At 37.8% G+C, this 20,498-nt stretch carries 6 protein-coding genes; all 6 read right to left on the reverse strand.

Features of this window, described 5'->3' with window-relative positions; all coding sequences use genetic code 11:
* Positions 1-2: 2 nt before the first annotated feature.
* Positions 3-479: a transcriptional regulator GutM gene (locus DQM95_RS09265; RefSeq protein WP_015911996.1), complete on the reverse strand. Its 477-nt coding sequence runs from the start codon at positions 477-479 to the stop codon at positions 3-5.
* Positions 479-2,350 carry a BglG family transcription antiterminator gene (locus DQM95_RS09270; protein ID WP_037592572.1) on the reverse strand — a complete coding sequence of 624 codons (1,872 nt, stop codon included), beginning with the start codon at positions 2,348-2,350 and terminating at the stop codon, positions 479-481. The genes DQM95_RS09265 and DQM95_RS09270 overlap by 1 nt, the downstream gene beginning before the upstream one ends.
* A 22-nt stretch (positions 2,351-2,372) precedes the next feature.
* The gene (locus DQM95_RS09275) at positions 2,373-3,173 is read right to left on the reverse strand and encodes an SDR family oxidoreductase (protein WP_037592570.1); all 801 of its coding nucleotides are present in this window, start codon (positions 3,171-3,173) and stop codon (positions 2,373-2,375) included.
* A 198-nt stretch (positions 3,174-3,371) separates the two neighbouring features.
* Positions 3,372-4,721 (reverse strand): glucose-6-phosphate isomerase, encoded by a 1,350-nt coding sequence (locus DQM95_RS09280; RefSeq protein ID WP_037592569.1) that lies wholly within the window; start codon positions 4,719-4,721, stop codon positions 3,372-3,374.
* A gap of 267 nt (positions 4,722-4,988) precedes the next feature.
* Positions 4,989-17,606 carry an isopeptide-forming domain-containing fimbrial protein gene (locus DQM95_RS09285; RefSeq protein WP_111686011.1) on the reverse strand — a complete coding sequence of 4,206 codons (12,618 nt, stop codon included), beginning with the start codon at positions 17,604-17,606 and terminating at the stop codon, positions 4,989-4,991.
* A gap of 40 nt (positions 17,607-17,646) precedes the next feature.
* Positions 17,647-20,478, reverse strand: coding sequence for a G5 domain-containing protein (locus DQM95_RS09290; protein WP_111686012.1), 2,832 nt, complete (start codon positions 20,476-20,478; stop codon positions 17,647-17,649).
* Positions 20,479-20,498 lie beyond the last annotated feature (20 nt).

The following is a 20,498-nucleotide window of genomic DNA, read 5'->3' on the forward strand; positions in this document are numbered from 1 at the left end:
TTTTATTTTTTAAATTGATATTTAAGTCGATTTTTTAAACTTTTTAAGTAAAAGTCTAAATCAAAGGCTGAGCCATATTTTGAAACATCCTGGTAAGAGCCTGCTTCCATTCTTAGAAACAATTCCCGTGCATCCTCAATAGCAATCTGAACCAATTTGTTTTCATTTCTGACCAAGGGATTATAGGTATCAAAATAATGAATATCTTGACCGATAAAATTTGGCATCTGTTTGAAATGAGCTGCAACTGTAACACCTTGCATTTTACGCGCATCTAAAACAAGACCTTCCTTGTCAATAGCAAACATAACAATGGTACCTGATTTAATTTTCCCAGACCGTCTGCCAATAGCAACACGTCCTTTTTTACGGAGCTCAGCATATACCTTATTAAAATGCTTCAATTGTTTCATTCCTAAAATAATCTGTACTACATAGGCAAGGATGACTATAATGCCAAATATAACGATTTTATCCATTAAAATACTCCTTTTTCCGCAATAAATTGATTAAACTCTTCCTGAGACTTAAGCAGTTGCAGTTCATTCCACAAACATTTATCACTAGCTATCCTAAAGATATCATCATAGACTTCTAACAACTCTGTCTCGGTATCTTCTTCAACTGATTTTGGAATAGCTACCATAAAAATGAGGGCAACTTCCTGACTCCCCGCCACAAAGAGTTTCTCCAAAATACCGACCATTAATACCGGATTCTGATCAAGTAGATTGAGGGTGTGGGGAAAGGCAATTTGATTGCCAAATAGGGTGGATTGTTTCTCTTCTCTTTGAAGAATTCTTTCTGGAAAAGCCAGGTCAACTAAACCTTCATCAACTAAAGCAGTTGCCATTTTAATTAAATAGGTTTCATAAGTGGATTCTTCCTCCAAACGAATGAAACGTACTGTATTGCTTTTTTGTCTTCGCTGATGAATATGTTGAACTTTTTGCCATTCATTTTGCAGCCACTGATCGTTAAAAAGATTAGTGATTTGAACCAGTGGAGATTTTAGCTGGCCAAATTTCAAGGGGACTGTTGTAAAAATAGCAAAGTAATTATCATCTTTTTCAGGATTGAACTGCTCCTCAGAAAATTGCGAAATGACAATATCTGGTCCCAGAACCTTAGCTAGGCGCCTACAGATCATATTCGCTGTTCCTCTTCCTGTGGTGCAAACGACTGCTATTTTCTTCATCTTTGTCTGAACAATTTGGTCTTCTTTTTCTCTCATAATGAGTTCAAAGTATAGCGCCAAATAACTGCATTCTGACAGTTCGATTCGAGTAGCAAAGTTTTTTTCTAAGACTTTTCCTGCTACTGTTGCCATTTCAAATGCTAAAGGGTATTTCTGCTTAATTTCCCCATGAAAAAGATCATTAGCTTGAATATGAAAAATGAGACGATTAACTAAAAATTTTAAATGCGTGTGCATTTCAACAAAGAGTTTTTCTTGATCAAAGTTAATCAAAAGGCTATCTTTAACTTCTTCAACCATTTCTTGATATAGGTTCAAGAGTTCTTGACTTACCCCTCCCTCTTGATAAGATAAACTGTCAATGTATTGAGTGTTTAAAGCAAAGGAAATAAAGTCTCTTTCAAATTGACTCAAGGAAATTCGGTAGGCTATTTCCAAATGATAAACCAACTCTTCCATAAATGCGTCTGAATTGACTTCATTACTGTAAAAGGGAATACTTTCTAATAAATGATGATTCGTTTGTATACGCTTGATGCTAATGGCAATACTCTTGGTTAAGAGTTCCTGGATTTTGAGTGGTAGTCGATAGGTTTGATAGAGTTGTTCTAAAAACAGATAACTCTCTTCTTTCAAAGTATCGATTTCAAAATAATTATTGACTTCATGGATAAATAAAAGTCTCAATTGCAATTCATGCCCCAAAAGTTGAACACCTCTATTGGGAATTCCTTTTATAGAGACGTGATAGTTTTCAGCAACTAACTTTGCCGTTCGGAGATCCTTATTAATGGTACTTCGACTAACACCAATTTCCTCTGCAAGGTCGTCAATAAAAGTTGACGAAGATGATTCAAGAAGGCGTTTCAACAAATAGGCAACTCGTTTACTTGCCGAATTAAAATCACTTGTTTTGCGTAAACTACCTGCTAAAATCGTTTCAAGCCTAGCATAGTCATATACTGCTAGCTCTAGTTGATTATTTTTTTGAATGATTTCAACATCGCCATCTAAAACAGCATTTAACTGTTCAATACTTTTGTTCAAAGTTTGTGAACTTATTTTTAAATTCTGTTTTAAGGTGTCAAAAGACATCTGATTTTGAATCACTAAGTTTTCTAAAATATCATACCAACGATTAACTAATGCCACGACTCACCTTTCTAGCTAGTATCTATCCCCTTGTTTTACCACCTGCTACATTGGTTGTAATACCTGTAATATAACTTGAACGGTCTGATATGTAGTAAGCAACAAGATCAGCAACTTCACTCAATTTACCACTACGGCCAAGCGGTGTTGTACTTGTAGAAGAATAACCTGCTCGAATTTCTTCAACTGTTTTTCCTCTAGTATAACCTAATGCCTCTTCATATGCCAATGTTCGTAAACCAGTTGCCTCCATTATTCCAGGAGCGATACCTACCACACGAACGCCATGTTTTCCTAACTCTTTTGACCATGATCTCGTGTAAGAATAAACAGCAGCTTTTGTTGCTGCGTAGGCACTTTGACCTTCAGAGCCTTCTAATCCTGCTTCTGAAGCCATATTAATAATGACACCAGATTTTTTTTCAACTAAGATACGGGCAACAGCTTGACTAACCAAATAAAGACCTTTTTGATTAATACTTGTGATTTTATCAAAAGTTGCATCATCCAACTCGTATTTCCCATGTGGATCTTTAGGATCAACAAGTAATCTTGGAATATTGATTCCAGCATTATTAACGAGGGCATCAACCGTACCAAAATGTTCTATCACTTTTGCCACACCTTCCTCAACTTCTTTACGAGAAGTAACATCAACCTTTACATAAAAAAGATTAGGATGGTCTATTTCATTATCTGTAATGTCAAAGTTAGCAACTTTAACATCAAGCTTTAAAAATTCTTCAACAATTGACTTCCCAATTCCTGAAGAAGCTCCTGTAACAATGACTGTTTTTCCAGCGATATTTAACCAGTCTGTCATAATAGTCTCCTTTTTTTAGATTACGGACTTATTATAAAACGCTTACAACAAAAAATTAAGACAGACTTTTTTAGCAGTTCGATAAATTTCTAACACTAATTTTAAAACTATTTCATTCGCATTTTTGTATAAAACTCCTAAAAAAAGCAATCCTCTAAATCGAGGATTGCTTTTTACCTTATGAAATATGTTACTTTTTTATAAACGTGCGTCTAATTCTGCACCTAATTCTTCAAATCCTGGTTTTCCAAGAAGTGCGAACATGTTTTTCTTATATGCTTCTACACCTGGTTGGTCAAATGGGTTAACACCATTCAAGTAACCAGAGATAGCGATAGCAATTTCAAAGAAGTAGATGGTGTATCCAAGTGTGAACTCATCTTGGCTAGGAATGGTCAAGTAAGTATTTGGTACGCCACCATCTGTGTGGGCAAGAAGAACACCATCTGTAGCTTTTTTGTTAACAAAATCAACATCTTTTCCTTGCAAGTAACCTAAACCATCAAGGTCAGCTTCTTCAGTTGGAATAGTAATGTTTTTACGAGGTTTGTCAACACGGATAACTGTCTCAAAGAGGTTACGGTAACCTTCTTGGATAAATTGTCCTAATGAGTGTAAATCAGTTGAGAAGTTAGCTGAAGTTGGGTAAATGCCTTTTTGATCTTTACCTTCTGATTCGCCAGCTAATTGTTTCCACCATTCGCTGAAGTATTGTAAAGAAGGCTCATAGTTAGCAAATACTTCTGTAATATAACCTTTACGGTAAAGAATATTACGGATGACAGCATATTGGTAAGCTTGGTTTTCAGCAATTTTATCAGAAGAATAGTCTTTACGAGCTGCGTTAGCACCTTCCATCAATTTCGTGATGTCTGCTCCTGAAGCAGCAATTGGAAGAAGTCCAACTGGTGTTAACACTGTAAAACGTCCGCCAACGCTATCTGGAACAACAAAAGTTTCCCAACCGTTTGCATCAGCTTCAACTTTAACAGCTCCTTTTGCTTTATCAGTTGTTGCATAAATACGTTTGTTAGCTTCTTCTTTACCGTATTTTTTAACAAGAAGTTCTTTGAAAACACGGAAAGCAATAGCTGGCTCAGTTGTTGTACCTGATTTCGAAATAACGTTTACAGAGAAATCTTTATCTGCGACATAATCTACTAAATCAGCAAGGTAGTTTGATGAAATAGAGTTTCCAGCGTAAAGAATTTGTGGTGCCTTACGTTCTTCAGCTGTTTGTAGGTTTACAAATGAGTTGTTAAGGAAATCAATAGCAGCACGAGCTCCAAGATAAGAACCACCGATACCAATAACCACTAATACTTCACTGTCAGCTTTGATTTTTTCAGCAGCTTTTAAAATTCGATCAAACTCAGCTTTATCGTAATCTTCTGGTAAGTTTAACCAACCAGTCATTTCAGATCCTGGTCCAGTTCCTTGACGAAGTGCTGCATCTGCTGCAGAGACATGCATTTGCATATAGTCAAGTTCATGTGGTGCTACAAATTGTCCTAACACTTTTGAATAATCAAATGTAATATGTGACATAATATACCCCTTTAAATTTTGCGTTCACTACTATATTAACTCTTTACTATCAAATTTTCAATCTTTTTGAATGTTTTTTCACAATTTTTTCAAATTTTTGTAACGACATATTTTTGAAGAAATAAGTTCCAATTATATTTCAATTAAAGATTATACATTTTAAAAAAAGACTCTATACTCTCTATTTTGGATAAACCGTAATAGAAGATATATAGAGTCTAAGAACTTACTAAGAAGATTTTTTCAAATTATTTGAGAAATTTTTACTTAGTTTTCTTTCTTTTTCAAACCTACGAATCCTAAACCTGCAAGTAACGCACCAAAACCAATTAATAATGAATTTGTATTATCACCATTTCTTGGTAAAATTGGTCGACTTGGTCGTGTCGGCGGTGTTCTTCTTGGTGGTGTTTCACCAGGAGGAGGAGTTACTGGTTTATCAGGAGTTGTTGGTTTTGGTGGGAATACATGAACAGGTTTTGTATCTTTTGTCCATGTTGAGTTTGGACCATGGTTAAAGCTTACTGTTGCAATATTTTCAAATCCATCTTTCAAGTATGGTTTTAAGTCCGTACCTGGTTTGATTGAAGAGTAAATGATTGTCTTAACAGTGTAACCTTTAAGAGCTTCTAGAGTGTCCTTATCAGTAATTTCAACATTTACAAGCTGTCCTTGACTCTTAGCGGTAGATATACCAAGCTCTGCCATCTCACTTGCAGTTAGTTCACCTTGGTTAATCAATTTAGCTAACAAGTTAGCTTTTTCTGCTACTTCCTTAGCTTTTGCATCTGCTTTATCGAATGCCTCTTGTGCTTTATCAACAAGTTTTTGTTGATTGTCAAGTTCCACTTTAATTTCAGCAGGTGTTTTAGCTTCTGAAAGTACCTTTTGAGCTACTGTTAAATCACTTTTAGCTGTTGCTAGTTGACCTTTAAGATCTGTAATAATTGCTTCCTGAGCAGTAATTGCAGCAGTATTATCAACCGTAGAATCCGGACGGGTTCCATCTGTAGGAACGGGTTCTGTAGTTTTAAGTTCTGCTAACTTAGCTTCAGCCTCAGCTAATTTATTCTCGAGGTCTGTTACTTTTGCTTGTGCATCTTCAACAGATTTTTGAGTATCGGTGCTTGTTGCTGCTTTACTAATTTCGTCTAATTTGGCCTGTGCATCTTTAAGTTCTTGCGTAGCTTTTTCAAGATCTTCGTCAATATAATTAAAGTTAGCTTCAGGAATAGTTGACGTAGTAGATGTGATTTCAACTGCAACTCGTGCAACCATCAAATTAGGGTCAAGTGTATCACTCATGTTAAAGTGTGTCAAATCGATACGATTCTTCTCATCTTTATCAGTCGGTACAACTGCTTGAACATCAAAGCGGAATGTCTCATCTGCTGTTTTCAAGATAAGTTTATTACTTTGATCTGTATCATCATGTCCAACAGATTTCACTGGTGTTTCCGGTGTTGGTTCTTCTGGAACTTCCGGTGTTTCTGGTGTTGGAGGTGTTACAGTTACTGGTTTAGTTTCTTTACTTCCTTCTTTACCATCACTGTTGATGAAATCAACTGTTGCAGTATTCGGGATTTTATTATCAGGATATATTGCTTTATCCAATTCGAAATCTTCCTTAATTGCTGAAGGAATATAGAGTTGAATTTGTTTATAGCCTGCTAATGTTGCAAAATCTTTAACAGTTACTGTTACATGATTACCATCTGTAACAACCTTAAATGTTGAATCAGCAAGTTTGTAACCATCTACGTGTACTTCTACTGGGCCATTAATAGCAAGTGCATCATCTAATGTATCACTGATAATGTACTCTTTATAAGAAGATATATCATTTGGAAGATCACTATTGATAGTGTACATATAAGATTTACCACGATCAATTTCTAAGTGAGTTTCAGTACGATTAATTTTCTTATCAATGTTTGGTTCAGTTGGTGTAGGTGGTGTAATGGTTACAGGATTAGACTCTTTAACCAGTTTCGGATCATTATTGATTTGATAATTTGCAATATTAGGAACGCTTATATCACCTTTATCATTTCGATAAGGACTTAAATCTGCACCATCTTTTACTTTGGCATTAAATTCAATATGAACAGCTTGTCCAGCATAAGCTTTTAGTTGTTCTTTAGTGAATTTCACTGAAAGTTTTTGACCATCTGTTACAACTTGCTCAATAGGTATATTTTTACCATCTACAGTTGCTTTGATATCTCCATCAAATGAAAGAACATTTTCTAGAGTATCAGTAACTTCAAATGCAAAAGCATTCTTAGGTAAAGTTGTATCAATTGTATAAGTAAATGGTTCTTGACGGTTTGCTAGATCCGCATGTTCTAACTTATTAACTTTCTTAGTTAAATCAGGCGTATCAGGAGTTGGAGGGGTTACCGTTACTGGTGGTGTCTCAATTTCCTTATCTGGTTCACCGGCAACATGTGATTTATCTTGGTAAGTCACTTTTGCAGTGTTTGGAATGTTTTGACGTGTCACACCTGCTTTGATTTGTGATGTAATCACAAGTTCTACTGTTTTACCTGCAAAGTCTTTAGCGTTTGCGAAGTCCTTCATAGTCGCTGTGACAGTTTGTCCATCTACTTTAACATCGAAGAATTTAGCCGCATTGCCTGTGATTGTTGGTGTGCCTTGGATGGCTAAATCTTTATCCAAGGTATCAACGATTACATAGGATTTGTACTTAGTAATGTCTACTGGAAGAGTTGACTTAATGTTGTAAGTGTAGTCTTTTTCGTTGGCAATATCTAAGTCATCCAAGTCTCCGTTGATTTTCTTCTCTACAGTTGGTGTTTCTCCTGGAGGAGTTACTGTTACTGGTGGTGTCTCAACTTCCTTATCTGGTTCACCGGCAACATGTGATCTATCTTGGTAAGTCACTTTTGCAGTGTTTGGAATGTTTTGACGTGTCACACCTGCTTTGATTTGTGATGTAATCACAAGTTCAACTGATTTACCTGCGAAATCTTTAGCGTTTGCGAAGTCCTTCATAGTCGCTGTGACAGTTTGTCCGTCTACTTTAACATCGAAGAATTTAGCCGCATCGCCTGTGATGCTTGGTGTGCCTTGGATGGCTAAATCTTTATCCAAGGTATCAACGATTACATAGGATTTGTACTTAGTAATGTCTACTGGAAGAGTTGACTTAATGTTATAAGTGTAGTCTTTTTCGTTGGCAATATCTAAGTCATCAAGTGTGCCATTAATTTTCTTCTCTACAGTTGGTGTTTCTCCTGGAGGAGTTACTGTTACTGGTGGAGTTGGTGGTGTTTCCTTGTCTGGTTGACCATCTACATGTGATTTATCTTGGTAAGTCACTTTAGTTGTATTTGGAATGTTTTGACGTGTCACACCTGCTTTGATTTGTGATGTAATCACAAGTTCTACTGTTTTACCTGCGAAATCTTTAGCGTTTGCGAAGTCCTTCATAGTCGCTGTGACAGTTTGTCCGTCTACTTTAACATCGAAGAATTTAGCCGCATCGCCTGTGATGCTTGGTGTGCCTTGGATGGCTAAATCTTTATCCAAGGTATCAACGATTACATAGGATTTGTACTTAGTAATGTCTACTGGAAGAGTTGACTTAATGTTATAAGTGTAGTCTTTTTCGTTGGCAATATCTAAGTCATCAAGTGTGCCATTAATTTTCTTCTCTACAGTTGGTGTTTCTCCTGGAGGAGTTACTGTTACTGGTGGAGTTGGTGGTGTTTCCTTGTCTGGTTGACCATCTACATGTGATTTATCTTGGTAAGTCACTTTAGTTGTATTTGGAATGTTTTGACGTGTCACACCTGCTTTGATTTGTGATGTAATCACAAGTTCTACTGTTTTACCTGCGAAATCTTTAGCGTTTGCGAAGTCCTTCATAGTCGCTGTGACAGTTTGTCCGTCTACTTTAACATCGAAGAATTTAGCCGCATCACCTGTGATTGTTGGTGTGCCTTGGATGGCTAAATCTTTATCCAAGGTATCAACGATTACATAGGATTTGTACTTAGTAATGTCTACCGGAAGAGTTGACTTAATGTTATAAGTGTAGTCTTTTTCGTTGGCAATATCTAAGTCATCAAGTGTGCCATTGATTTTCTTCTCTACAGTTGGTGTTTCTCCTGGAGGAGTTACTGTTACTGGTGGTGTCTCAACTTCCTTATCTGGTTCACCGGCAACATGTGATCTATCTTGGTAAGTCACTTTTGCAGTGTTTGGAATGTTTTGACGTGTCACACCTGCTTTGATTTGTGATGTAATCACAAGTTCAACTGATTTACCTGCGAAATCTTTAGCGTTTGCGAAGTCCTTCATAGTCGCTGTGACAGTTTGTCCGTCTACTTTAACATCGAAGAATTTAGCCGCATCACCTGTGATTGTTGGTGTGCCTTGGATGGCTAAATCTTTATCCAAGGTATCAACGATTACATAGGATTTGTACTTAGTAATGTCTACTGGAAGAGTTGACTTAATGTTGTAAGTGTAGTCTTTTTCGTTGGCAATATCTAAGTCATCCAAGTCGCCGTTGATTTTCTTCTCTACAGTTGGTGTTTCCCCTGGAGGGGTTACTGTTACTGGTGGTGTCTCAACTTCCTTATCTGGTTCACCTGCAACATGTGATTTATCTTGGTAAGTCACTTTTGCAGTGTTTGGAATGTTTTGACGAGTAACTCCAGCACGAATTTGTGAGCTGATCACAAGTTCTACTGTTTTACCTGCAAAGTCTTTAGCGTTTGTGAAGTCCTTCATAGTCGCTGTGACAGTTTGTCCATCTACTTTAACATCGAAGAATTTAGCCGCATCACCTGTGATTGTTGGTGTGCCTTGGATGGCTAAATCTTTATCCAAGGTATCAACGATTACATAGGATTTGTACTTAGTAATGTCTACCGGAAGAGTTGACTTAATGTTATAAGTGTAGTCTTTTTCGTTGGCAATATCTAAGTCATCAAGTGTGCCATTAATTTTCTTCTCTACAGTTGGTGTTTCTCCTGGAGGAGTTACTGTTACTGGTGGAGTTGGTGGTGTTTCCTTGTCTGGTTGACCATCTACATGTGATCTATCTTGGTAAGTCACTTTTGCAGTGTTTGGAATGTTTTGACGTGTCACACCTGCTTTGATTTGTGATGTAATCACAAGTTCAACTGATTTACCTGCGAAATCTTTAGCGTTTGCGAAGTCCTTCATAGTCGCCGTGACAGTTTGTCCGTCTACTTTAACATCGAAGAATTTAGCCGCATCACCTGTGATTGTTGGTGTGCCTTGGATGGCTAAATCTTTATCCAAGGTATCAACGATTACATAGGATTTGTACTTAGTAATGTCTACCGGAAGAGTTGACTTAATGTTATAAGTGTAGTCTTTTTCGTTGGCAATATCTAAGTCATCAAGTGTGCCATTGATTTTCTTCTCTACAGTTGGTGTTTCTCCTGGAGGAGTTACTGTTACTGGTGGTGTCTCAACTTCCTTATCTGGTTCACCGGCAACATGTGATCTATCTTGGTAAGTCACTTTTGCAGTGTTTGGAATGTTTTGACGTGTCACACCTGCTTTGATTTGTGATGTAATCACAAGTTCAACTGATTTACCTGCGAAATCTTTAGCGTTTGCGAAGTCCTTCATAGTCGCTGTGACAGTTTGTCCGTCTACTTTAACATCGAAGAATTTAGCCGCATCGCCTGTGATGCTTGGTGTGCCTTGGATGGCTAAATCTTTATCCAAGGTATCAACGATTACATAGGATTTGTACTTAGTAATGTCTACTGGAAGAGTTGACTTAATGTTATAAGTGTAGTCTTTTTCGTTGGCAATATCTAAGTCATCAAGTGTGCCATTAATTTTCTTCTCTACAGTTGGTGTTTCTCCTGGAGGAGTTACTGTTACTGGTGGAGTTGGTGGTGTTTCCTTGTCTGGTTGACCATCTACATGTGATTTATCTTGGTAAGTCACTTTAGTTGTATTTGGAATGTTTTGACGTGTCACACCTGCTTTGATTTGTGATGTAATCACAAGTTCTACTGTTTTACCTGCGAAATCTTTAGCGTTTGCGAAGTCCTTCATAGTCGCTGTGACAGTTTGTCCGTCTACTTTAACATCGAAGAATTTAGCCGCATCACCTGTGATTGTTGGTGTGCCTTGGATGGCTAAATCTTTATCCAAGGTATCAACGATTACATAGGATTTGTACTTAGTAATGTCTACCGGAAGAGTTGACTTAATGTTATAAGTGTAGTCTTTTTCGTTGGCAATATCTAAGTCATCAAGTGTGCCATTGATTTTCTTCTCTACAGTTGGTGTTTCTCCTGGAGGAGTTACTGTTACTGGTGGTGTCTCAACTTCCTTATCTGGTTCACCGGCAACATGTGATCTATCTTGGTAAGTCACTTTTGCAGTGTTTGGAATGTTTTGACGTGTCACACCTGCTTTGATTTGTGATGTAATCACAAGTTCAACTGATTTACCTGCGAAATCTTTAGCGTTTGCGAAGTCCTTCATAGTTGCAGTGACAGTTTGACCATCTACTTTAACATCGAAGAATTTAGCCGCATCACCTGTGATTGTTGGTGTGCCTTGGATGGCTAAATCTTTATCCAAGGTATCAACGATTACATAGGATTTGTACTTAGTAATGTCTACCGGAAGAGTTGACTTAATGTTATAAGTGTAGTCTTTTTCGTTGGCAATATCTAAGTCATCAAGTGTGCCATTGATTTTCTTCTCTACAGTTGGTGTTTCTCCTGGAGGAGTTACTGTTACTGGTGGTGTCTCAACTTCCTTATCTGGTTCACCGGCAACATGTGATCTATCTTGGTAAGTCACTTTTGCAGTGTTTGGAATGTTTTGACGTGTCACACCTGCTTTGATTTGTGATGTAATCACAAGTTCAACTGATTTACCTGCGAAATCTTTAGCGTTTGCGAAGTCCTTCATAGTTGCAGTGACAGTTTGACCATCTACTTTAACATCGAAGAATTTAGCCGCATCACCTGTGATTGTTGGTGTGCCTTGGATGGCTAAATCTTTATCCAAGGTATCAACGATTACATAGGATTTGTACTTAGTAATGTCTACTGGAAGAGTTGACTTAATGTTATAAGTGTAGTCTTTTTCGTTGGCAATATCTAAGTCATCAAGTGTGCCATTGATTTTCTTCTCTACAGTTGGTGTTTCCCCTGGAGGGGTTACTGGAACATTGTTTGTTTCCTTAGACTGTCCACTATTATCACCAACAGTTAGTTTAGCCTTATTTGGGATAGAACCTTCTGGAGTAGAAACATATTTAGATAGTTCATCATTTGTGATACCAGCCTTGATTCTAGCCTTAATTGTCAATATGACTTCTTTGCCAGCATAATTTGCTAATGAATCTTTTGGTAAGGCCGCAGTTACTTTACCACCGTCCTCAGTTGTAAGTGAAACTTTATCATCTGATTGACCCGCAACCGTAACGCTTGTACCAGTAACTGTTAAGATATCTTCAAGATCATCATACAATGTAAATTCTGTAATAGCTGATACATCATCAGGTACAGTGGCTTTGACATGATATTCAAATTCTTGATCTCTTGTGGAAAGATCTAAACTTGGTTTTCCATCAACATCCTTCACAGGTTCAGGTGCTGGAGTTGGAGGGGTAACATATACTGGAGGGGTAGTAATAATGTGGTCTTTACCATCTGGTTGAACTCCATGTTTAGTAGCTTCATTTGGAATTTTCTTATCAAGGACATCTTTCTTGATTTGAGCAGGAATTACAAGACGAATATGATATTTATCATGTAATTTGTTCATGTCCTCTGGATTTACCTTAACAAGTATCTTGGTAGTATCTTTTCCGTCGACTGTAACATTTTCTGTAGTTACATGGTAGTATTGAAGGTCACTTGCATCTGCGCTTTGACCATCAAGTGGCTCTCCACCGCCAACAAATTGAAGATACGGAGTTTTACCTGGTTGAAGCTCAATTCGAGGATCTAAGACATCTTCTAGTTGCCATGCTTGATATTCATAGATATTAGATGGCATAGTAATGTCAACAAAATAATTATATGCTTTTTCATTTTCAATCACTAAGTCATCAACAAGCTTACCAGTAGATGGGTCTTCAATTTTCTTAACGATTGTTGAAGGTACTGGTGGTGGTGGTGCTACTTCTGCAGTATCTTTCTTCTCACTTGGTTGGTTGTTAATGAGATATGTTACCTCATTTGGAATATGGGCTTGATTTTTAGCATCTGTAAAATCACGATATTTCGATAAATCAGCGTTTTTCTTAACACGACTAGAGAAACGAATTGATAATGTTTTCCCTTCATTCCCTTCAATTTGAGCGGTTTTCAACATAACAGAAATATTTCCGCTTGTTGCATCGAAGGTAACGATGGATCTTTCTTTGCCATCAACAACAACTTTATCCGTAGCAGAATATACCTTATCCCCAATTAGCACTTCAAAGTTCTCAGGTGATGTTATCAATTCAAGAACAGGTTCCAATTTATCAACAACTTCAAATTGAGTAGCATTATAAGGAATACTTGTATCAATTTTATATGTGAAGATTTGATATGGACCACTCAAATCTTTATTTTTAACACCATCGACAGTCTTACTAATGTCAGGTTCATTTATTGGAGGTGTAACTTGGACTTCGTTTGATGGGATCGATTTGTCATTTATGACTAAATTAGCAACGTTTGGTACCCAAGGTTTACCGTCAGTGTTTAGGTTAACATAATCTGTCAAACTTGCATAACGTTTAAATTGTGAATCGAAAGTCAGACGAACTCTATTACCAGCAATCTTATTCATCAAATCAAGTGATTGACTATGAGTAATTCCTAGAGTTGATTCTGCATCTGCGAAATCAACTACCATGGTGTACATATTCTTATCAACACCGGCTTGTTGAATACCTGATTCAGCATCAGTTGCAATTCTCGATGTTACTTTAATTAATTTAGATAAATCATAACCTGTATCTACGACATTTCCACTTTGATCTACTATTTCAACTTTACGTGTAGCGTCATAACCGCTAATCATATCGCTTGCAACTTGACCATAAGGTTGAAATGCGAATTCAAGTGGGTCTTCAATCTTAAAGGTTGAACTACCAAATGGTACTTCTGCCTCAACAGTAAATCGGAACGGATCATTCCAGATTCCCACCTCAAGCTTTTCACCATCTTTCACAATTATTGGACTAAATGGCCCACTATTTTCAGGTAGTAAATCAAATGAACCACCTGTACGTTTCTCGACTACAGGGTTAACTGATTTTGTAATTGTCGGAGGTGGTGTAACAACAACAGGAGGCGTTTCTGGAGTATCAACCGGTGGTTCTCCATCCTTTGTATAGTGAATTGTTGCAACGTTTTCAATCGCACCTTTTGCACCATCTTTAATTTTGGCAGTGACAATTAAACGAATCATATCACCACCATTAACTACTGCAAATTTATCTGCATTTAAAGTAGCAGTTATGATTTGTTTGTTTGCTTCACTTCCATCCGCTTTTCGTTTTGAGGTATCGTTCTGATTAATTGTAAAGTAGTCTTGTGGTAAGTAGGTAGTTGATCCACCTAACGGATCAAATGGAGCACCTAAGATTCCCGAATCTGATGTGCGTGGTATCGATGATATCTTAACATCAGTAATTTCGAGTCGAGGGTCTACCGCATCACGGATATAGTACTCATTAAAGTTTCTAATATCACTAGGTAAGGTAGCAATTAATTCATAAGTAAACGTCTGATCATAACTATTAACATTTCTTAAAGTGTCAACTCCATCAATCAGTTTACTTACAGCAGGGGTATCTGGTGTTACATAGACTTTCTCTGAAGTTTTTGAATTTCCATCTAAAGTAACTTTGGCATCATTTGGTACTTTGATTTTTCCATCAACAGCATACTTACTTAAGTCAGCATCTTCACGAATCAGAGCATTTATATTAAGTTCGATCACTGCTGGTCCATTACTAGTATTGGCAGCTGTGATTTCTCTTGTAATATTTCTAAGATCGGTTCTTCCAACCTTAGTACTGTCAATATCAAGAACTACTTTTTGAGATGTTCCATCCATAACAACTTTAATAAACTTTTGCAAGCTTGGAATTTCAATTCCGTCTACAGTAATCCACACTTGATCTTTTGTCGGTGCAAAGTCCATTCCAACTGTGCTGTTATTTACTTTTAGCTCTGGAACTAATGTATCCTCAAGTATGTATTGACCTACAACACCTGGCCAAGTTGAAGTAATTTGGTAATAATAAGGTTGTAGACGGGTATTTAGCGTTTTTTCACTTGCCCTATCTGATCCATCTTTTGAAATTGATACTGTTTTCTTAATATCTGTTTCGAGTGGAGGTTGTACGTATACAGAGTTTGAGCGACGAACTTGCGGTGTATCAAGACCAACTTGGTCCCACGACATTGTCGCCTGGTTAACTGCTCCTAAACCACCATTATCTTGCATTAACTTTTTATATTCAGAAGCATTAACACTGTAACGATATTGATCTTTCAATTGCGCAACAATTTTAACAGTATACTCTTTAAATACATGTCCACCATATTCGGTTGCCTTGACAATTGTTCCATCTACGACCGTTTCTGGAGTTGGGGATTTTGGAACAGTCACTGCAACTTCGGTTTGTCCTGTAGCTAGTGTCGTTTGTGTGACATTCCAATCTAATTTTTGAGTGCCTTCGTATACTTCAACAGATTTTACATCAAAACGAGGATCAATTTTATCCAAAAGTTTTACATTGTCTTTAAACTCAAGTGGTGAGTTGAACATTTTGTAATTCATGGTATATGTAAATTGTTCACTCTCAGATGTAAGTGAGGCAGCATAGGATGATCGACTTGGGAGTAATTCATCTTGTGCAATAACACCAGATTTGCCATCATCACCATTTTTATCATTGGAAATATCTTGGTCTTTAACATCCTTCTCAACACGAGGGTAACAATAAGCCATATCTGTATAGGTAACGTCTGTCGGCGCGGTATCCCCGATTTTCGGACTAGTATACTCACCCACAGAGAAGGTACCTACAAGTCGTCCAACTTCTTCAGTTACTGTTCCTGCTTTATAGTCATCAGCCGGTGGTTTTTCCTGTTCTTCAATTGGAACGTTAGGATCAATAGCTGTATCAGTCGGTGCCTCAGTTTTGACTAGATTATATGTAAATTTATTATCTCCAGGATTAAAGACACTTTCTGGAACACTAATAGTAACTTTGTTCCCATCTTGGGTAATTGTTCCCCTAATTTGAGTAGTAGGATCAGTTAATTTATCTTCAGGAACGATTGTTTTACCATTAATTTGGACGGATCCAACTTCATAACCAGGAGTGATGTCAAAAGTACCTTTAACATCTTCTTTAACAATCGCTGAAGCGATAGATTCTAGAATTTTCTTAGCAAAAAGATCGACATCACCTTGCTCATTTACAAAATATGTTCCTGCTTTACCGTTAGGTAAAACATCATCCGGACTTGCCATTGTTTGTAAGGAATCATGAAATACTTCTTGTACTGATCTAGAGTCACCTGTTGTTATAGTTGTATTTGAGCCTGGATTTCCAAATCCGTTTTGATAAGCATAACCATATCCAGAAAGTGGAGCAGGTGCTCCTTGACTTTTGAATGTCTCTAACCATTTCAAATCCTCGAAGAAGCCAATAACTACTTTGCCGTCAGCTCCCACTGCTGCTTTTAGTTTATCACCAGCAGCTTCTAGTTCTTTAGCACGAGCTAAATAGTTTTGAGAGGCTTCCGGAAGATAACCATTTGTTGCCCAGTCATTCGCCAAATTATAGGCTCTGTAAAGACTCCTATCCATATAGACAGTTGAGTCACCAGCATTGCGATAACCATTGGCAACACCATCTGTTATTAGTAAAAACACGGTTTTACGGTTGTTCGCCATGCCACCGCCGGTGTTTTTAACTGCTTCATATGAAGCTATAGCGTCTTCAACAGCTGGCACAGTCGGTGTTCCACCACCGGTAACAATGCTGTCAATTTTTGAATCAATTTCGGCATTACTTGTCAGCAATCCAGATGCGTCGTAGCGGTATCCAGTTGATGAAGTGTAACTATTAAAGTTAGTAAAATTCGAGTCAGTTCCAGTAACTGTTGACTTATAGTTGGTATAGTTACCAATAGCCCGAGTTCCATTTAGTTGTACAAGTGGTGCATTACTTGAAACATAATAACCAGTGAAAATATTAAATGCTCCAGCTGGAATAAAATATTTATTCCCATAATAATCCGTTTCAATAACACCAGCTTTTTGTACACTGACACCATCTACTAGGATAAAGTCATAATAATAAGCATATTGAATGTAACCATAAGAATCAGTATACGAATAATAACTGTAATTGCTTGCCGGAGCGTTAAATCCCGTTGCAGTTGTAGTACGGCTGACATTGTCATAGTTTTTAATGTAATCAAGACCACCATAATTAGCAAGCATTACACGGTCAGTCGTGGTTGGATCATTTGTGAATACAAGTTTGGGATTGTTTTCATCATAGTTTTCTTCAGTTGTTGAAGATGTCAGTGTTTTAAGTGCAGTCTGGATCTTAGGCATGTTATCTTCAAAAGATCCACTGGCATCTTGTAAAATAACCAAGTCAATTGGTTGCCGTGGCAAATTCCAACTGACTGATTCTGTTGATTCAACACGAATCGAACACCCTTCTTGATATGTTTTAGTTTCAACAGTACTAGTTTCAGCCGCGAATGCTGAAATAGCAGTTGTTGCTAAAACATAAACCATAGGAACTAGTACCCCTATAATTCCTAAGGTACTTAGGATTTTTACCCAAATCCTTTTATCCGTTTTTACTTCCATTTCTCTCTCCTAGTAATTAATCGTAGTTCTCGCGAACCTTTTATTTACGTTCTCTTTTCCCCAAAAATGTAACTAGTGCAAACAACCCTGTCATTATGACTGAAAACATTCCAAAAACTGATTCTTTTATTTCTCCTGTTTTTGGAAGTTCGCCTTTATTTTCAACTTTCTTAACATCAGTTGAATTCATTTTACTTTCATTTGCTTTAATCACTTTTTGATTTTGATTTTCGACTGGCTCCTTAGTACCAATTTCAACTATCTCGTCGACTGGTTTCTCAATTTCCTTTTCTGAAATGATTTCCCTTGATATTTCTAAGCCGTTAACTTTTACAATTTTATAAGTTACTTCAATAATCCCATTTTTTCCTAACCTAACTTGGCGAGAAATTCCTTTTAAAAGGTCGGGATTATTTATAACCACTTTTCCAAAAGATTTCGTCTTTTCGACAATTTCTTCAACTATTTCAATGACATCTTCTTTCGTTCCAACTCTATAGACATCCGGACTTGCCGCTACTGTCTCAACCGTTGGTGTATTGGCTGTCACAACACCTGTTGTTGCATCCATACTATAAGTTGTCGTTGTTGTAGTACTGCCTGTGCTTCCAGCCGTTTTTAGAACGCGTGTCCCTTTTGCTAATGTTGCATCTGCTTCCTCAACATCTGCTGGCTTGGCTATCGTTACAGTTTCAACTGTTGGTTTCGTTCCAACCCGGATTTCTTCTGCAACCATTGCTTTAGTTACGACACCGGCATCTTCTACTCCATCTGTCGTAGTGTATGTTTTCTCACCATCAACCCCAGCAACAACCGTCTGGCGTTGTCCATAAGCTAAGGTGTCATCTGCAATATATTTTGTTGTATGTGCGATAACTTCTGTACGAGTAGTAACAACTGGTACAGGCACATCTTCTTTCGTTCCAACTCTGTAGACATCCGGACTTGCCGCTACTGTCTCAACCGTTGGTGTATTGGCTGTCACAACACCTGTTGTTGCATCCATACTATAGGTTGTCGTTGTTGTAGTACTTCCTGTGCTTCCAGCCGTTTTTAGAACGCGTGTCCCTTTTGCTAATGTTGCATCTGCTTCCTCAACATCTGCTGGCTTGGCTATCGTTACAGTTTCAACTGTTGGTTTCGTTCCAACCCGGATTTCTTCTGCAACCATTGCTTTAGTTACGACACCGGCATCTTCTACTCCATCTGTCGTAGTGTATGTTTTCTCACCATCAACCCCAGCAACAACCGTCTGGCGTTGTCCATAAGCTAAGGTGTCATCTGCAATATATTTTGTTGTATGTGCGATAACTTCTGTACGAGTAGTAACAACTGGTACAGGCACATCTTCTTTCGTTCCAACTCTGTAGACATCCGGACTTGCCGCTACTGTCTCAACCGTTGGTGTATTGGCTGTCACAACACCTGTTGTTGCATCCATACTATAAGTTGTCGTTGTTGTAATACTTCCTGTGCTTCCAGCCGTTTTTAGAACGCGTGTCCCTTTTGCTAATGTTGCATCTGCTTCCTCAACATCTGCTGGCTTGGCTATCGTTACAGTTTCAACTGTTGGTTTCGTTCCAACCCGGATTTCTTCTGCAACCATTGCTTTAGTTACGACACCGGAATCTTCTACTCCATCTGTCGTAGTGTATGTTTTCTCACCATCAACCCCAGCAACAACCGTCTGGCGTTGTCCATAAGCTAAGGTGTCATCTGCAATATATTTTGTTGTATGTGCGATAACTTCTGTACGAGTAGTAACAACTGGTACAGGCACATCTTCTTTCGTTCCAACTCTGTAGACATCCGGACTTGCCGCTACTGTCTCAACCGTTGGTGTATTGGCTGTCACAACACCTGTTGTTGCATCCATACTATAAGTTGTCGTTGTTGTAATACTTCCTGTGCTTCCAGCCGTTTTTAGAACGCGTGTCCCTTTTGCTAATGTTGCATCTGCTTCCTCAACATCTGCTGGCTTGGCTATCGTTACAGTTTCAACTGTTGGTTTCGTTCCAACCCGGATTTCTTCTGCAACCATTGCTTTAGTTACGACACCGGCATCTTCTACTCCATCTGTCGTAGTGTATGTTTTCTCACCATCAACCCCAACAACAACCGTCTGGCGTTGTCCATAAGCTAAGGTGTCATCTGCAATATATTTTGTTGTATGTGCGATAACTTCTGTACGAGTAGTGACAACTGGGCCTGTTGGTAATGGGGTGCCGTAAATCGCTTGATAAATAGCAGCATTTCTAGCCTCATACTCTAACCTTACAGATGCAATTTTTACATTTGGAATCTGATCAATTTCGTCTTTATAACCATAAAATTCCAAACTAGCTCCTTGAAAAGTATCTGCCAATTCGTAACTTTCTTTAGCGGCAGCAATATCTCCGCTAGCAATCATAGCCTCTAAATCATCTAAAACTTTACCGATATCTACTCTTAATTTTGCATCGGCTACATCTTCTGTTTGATCATCTGGAGCAATTGGATCTGTCGCAGCTAAGGCAACCGAATTAGATAAAGCTTCGCTTGTTTTAGCTTCTAAAACTTCAACTGACCCCACTTCCGAAACAACAGAAGCAGTGTTTTGATTTGTTAAATCAAAGCTTGCACTCGGAGTCTCAACAACTGTAGTCGAAACTATTTTATCTACTGTAGACTCTGAAGTTAAAGTAGCATTCTCTACCACTTCTGTATCGGTTAGGACACCTTGATCTGTCGCATCAACTTCAACCACTTCATCAGCATTAACGCTTTTAACGTTGAAAAATGAAAGATGATTGTTTTCGACAGAAATCTGCGATAACGCTGCTACCGATAACAAAGAAATAAATGATGTTTTTGCTAAACGACTCTTTTTCATAACTCTACCCCTTGGATTTC

Origin of the sequence: Streptococcus uberis (assembly GCF_900475595.1) — a bacterium.
GTDB classification, from domain to species: domain Bacteria; phylum Bacillota; class Bacilli; order Lactobacillales; family Streptococcaceae; genus Streptococcus; species Streptococcus uberis.

Excerpts from the sequence above, each read along its gene's own strand:
- DQM95_RS09265 (WP_015911996.1), bottom strand. The coding sequence starts at position 479 with ATGGATAAAATCGTTATATTTGGCATTATAGTCATCCTTGCCTATGTA.
- DQM95_RS09275 (WP_037592570.1), bottom strand. The coding sequence starts at position 3,173 with ATGACAGACTGGTTAAATATCGCTGGAAAAACAGTCATTGTTACAGGA.
- DQM95_RS09280 (WP_037592569.1), bottom strand. The coding sequence starts at position 4,721 with ATGTCACATATTACATTTGATTATTCAAAAGTGTTAGGACAATTTGTA.
- DQM95_RS09285 (WP_111686011.1), bottom strand. The coding sequence starts at position 17,606 with ATGGAAGTAAAAACGGATAAAAGGATTTGGGTAAAAATCCTAAGTACC.
- DQM95_RS09290 (WP_111686012.1), bottom strand. The coding sequence starts at position 20,478 with ATGAAAAAGAGTCGTTTAGCAAAAACATCATTTATTTCTTTGTTATCG.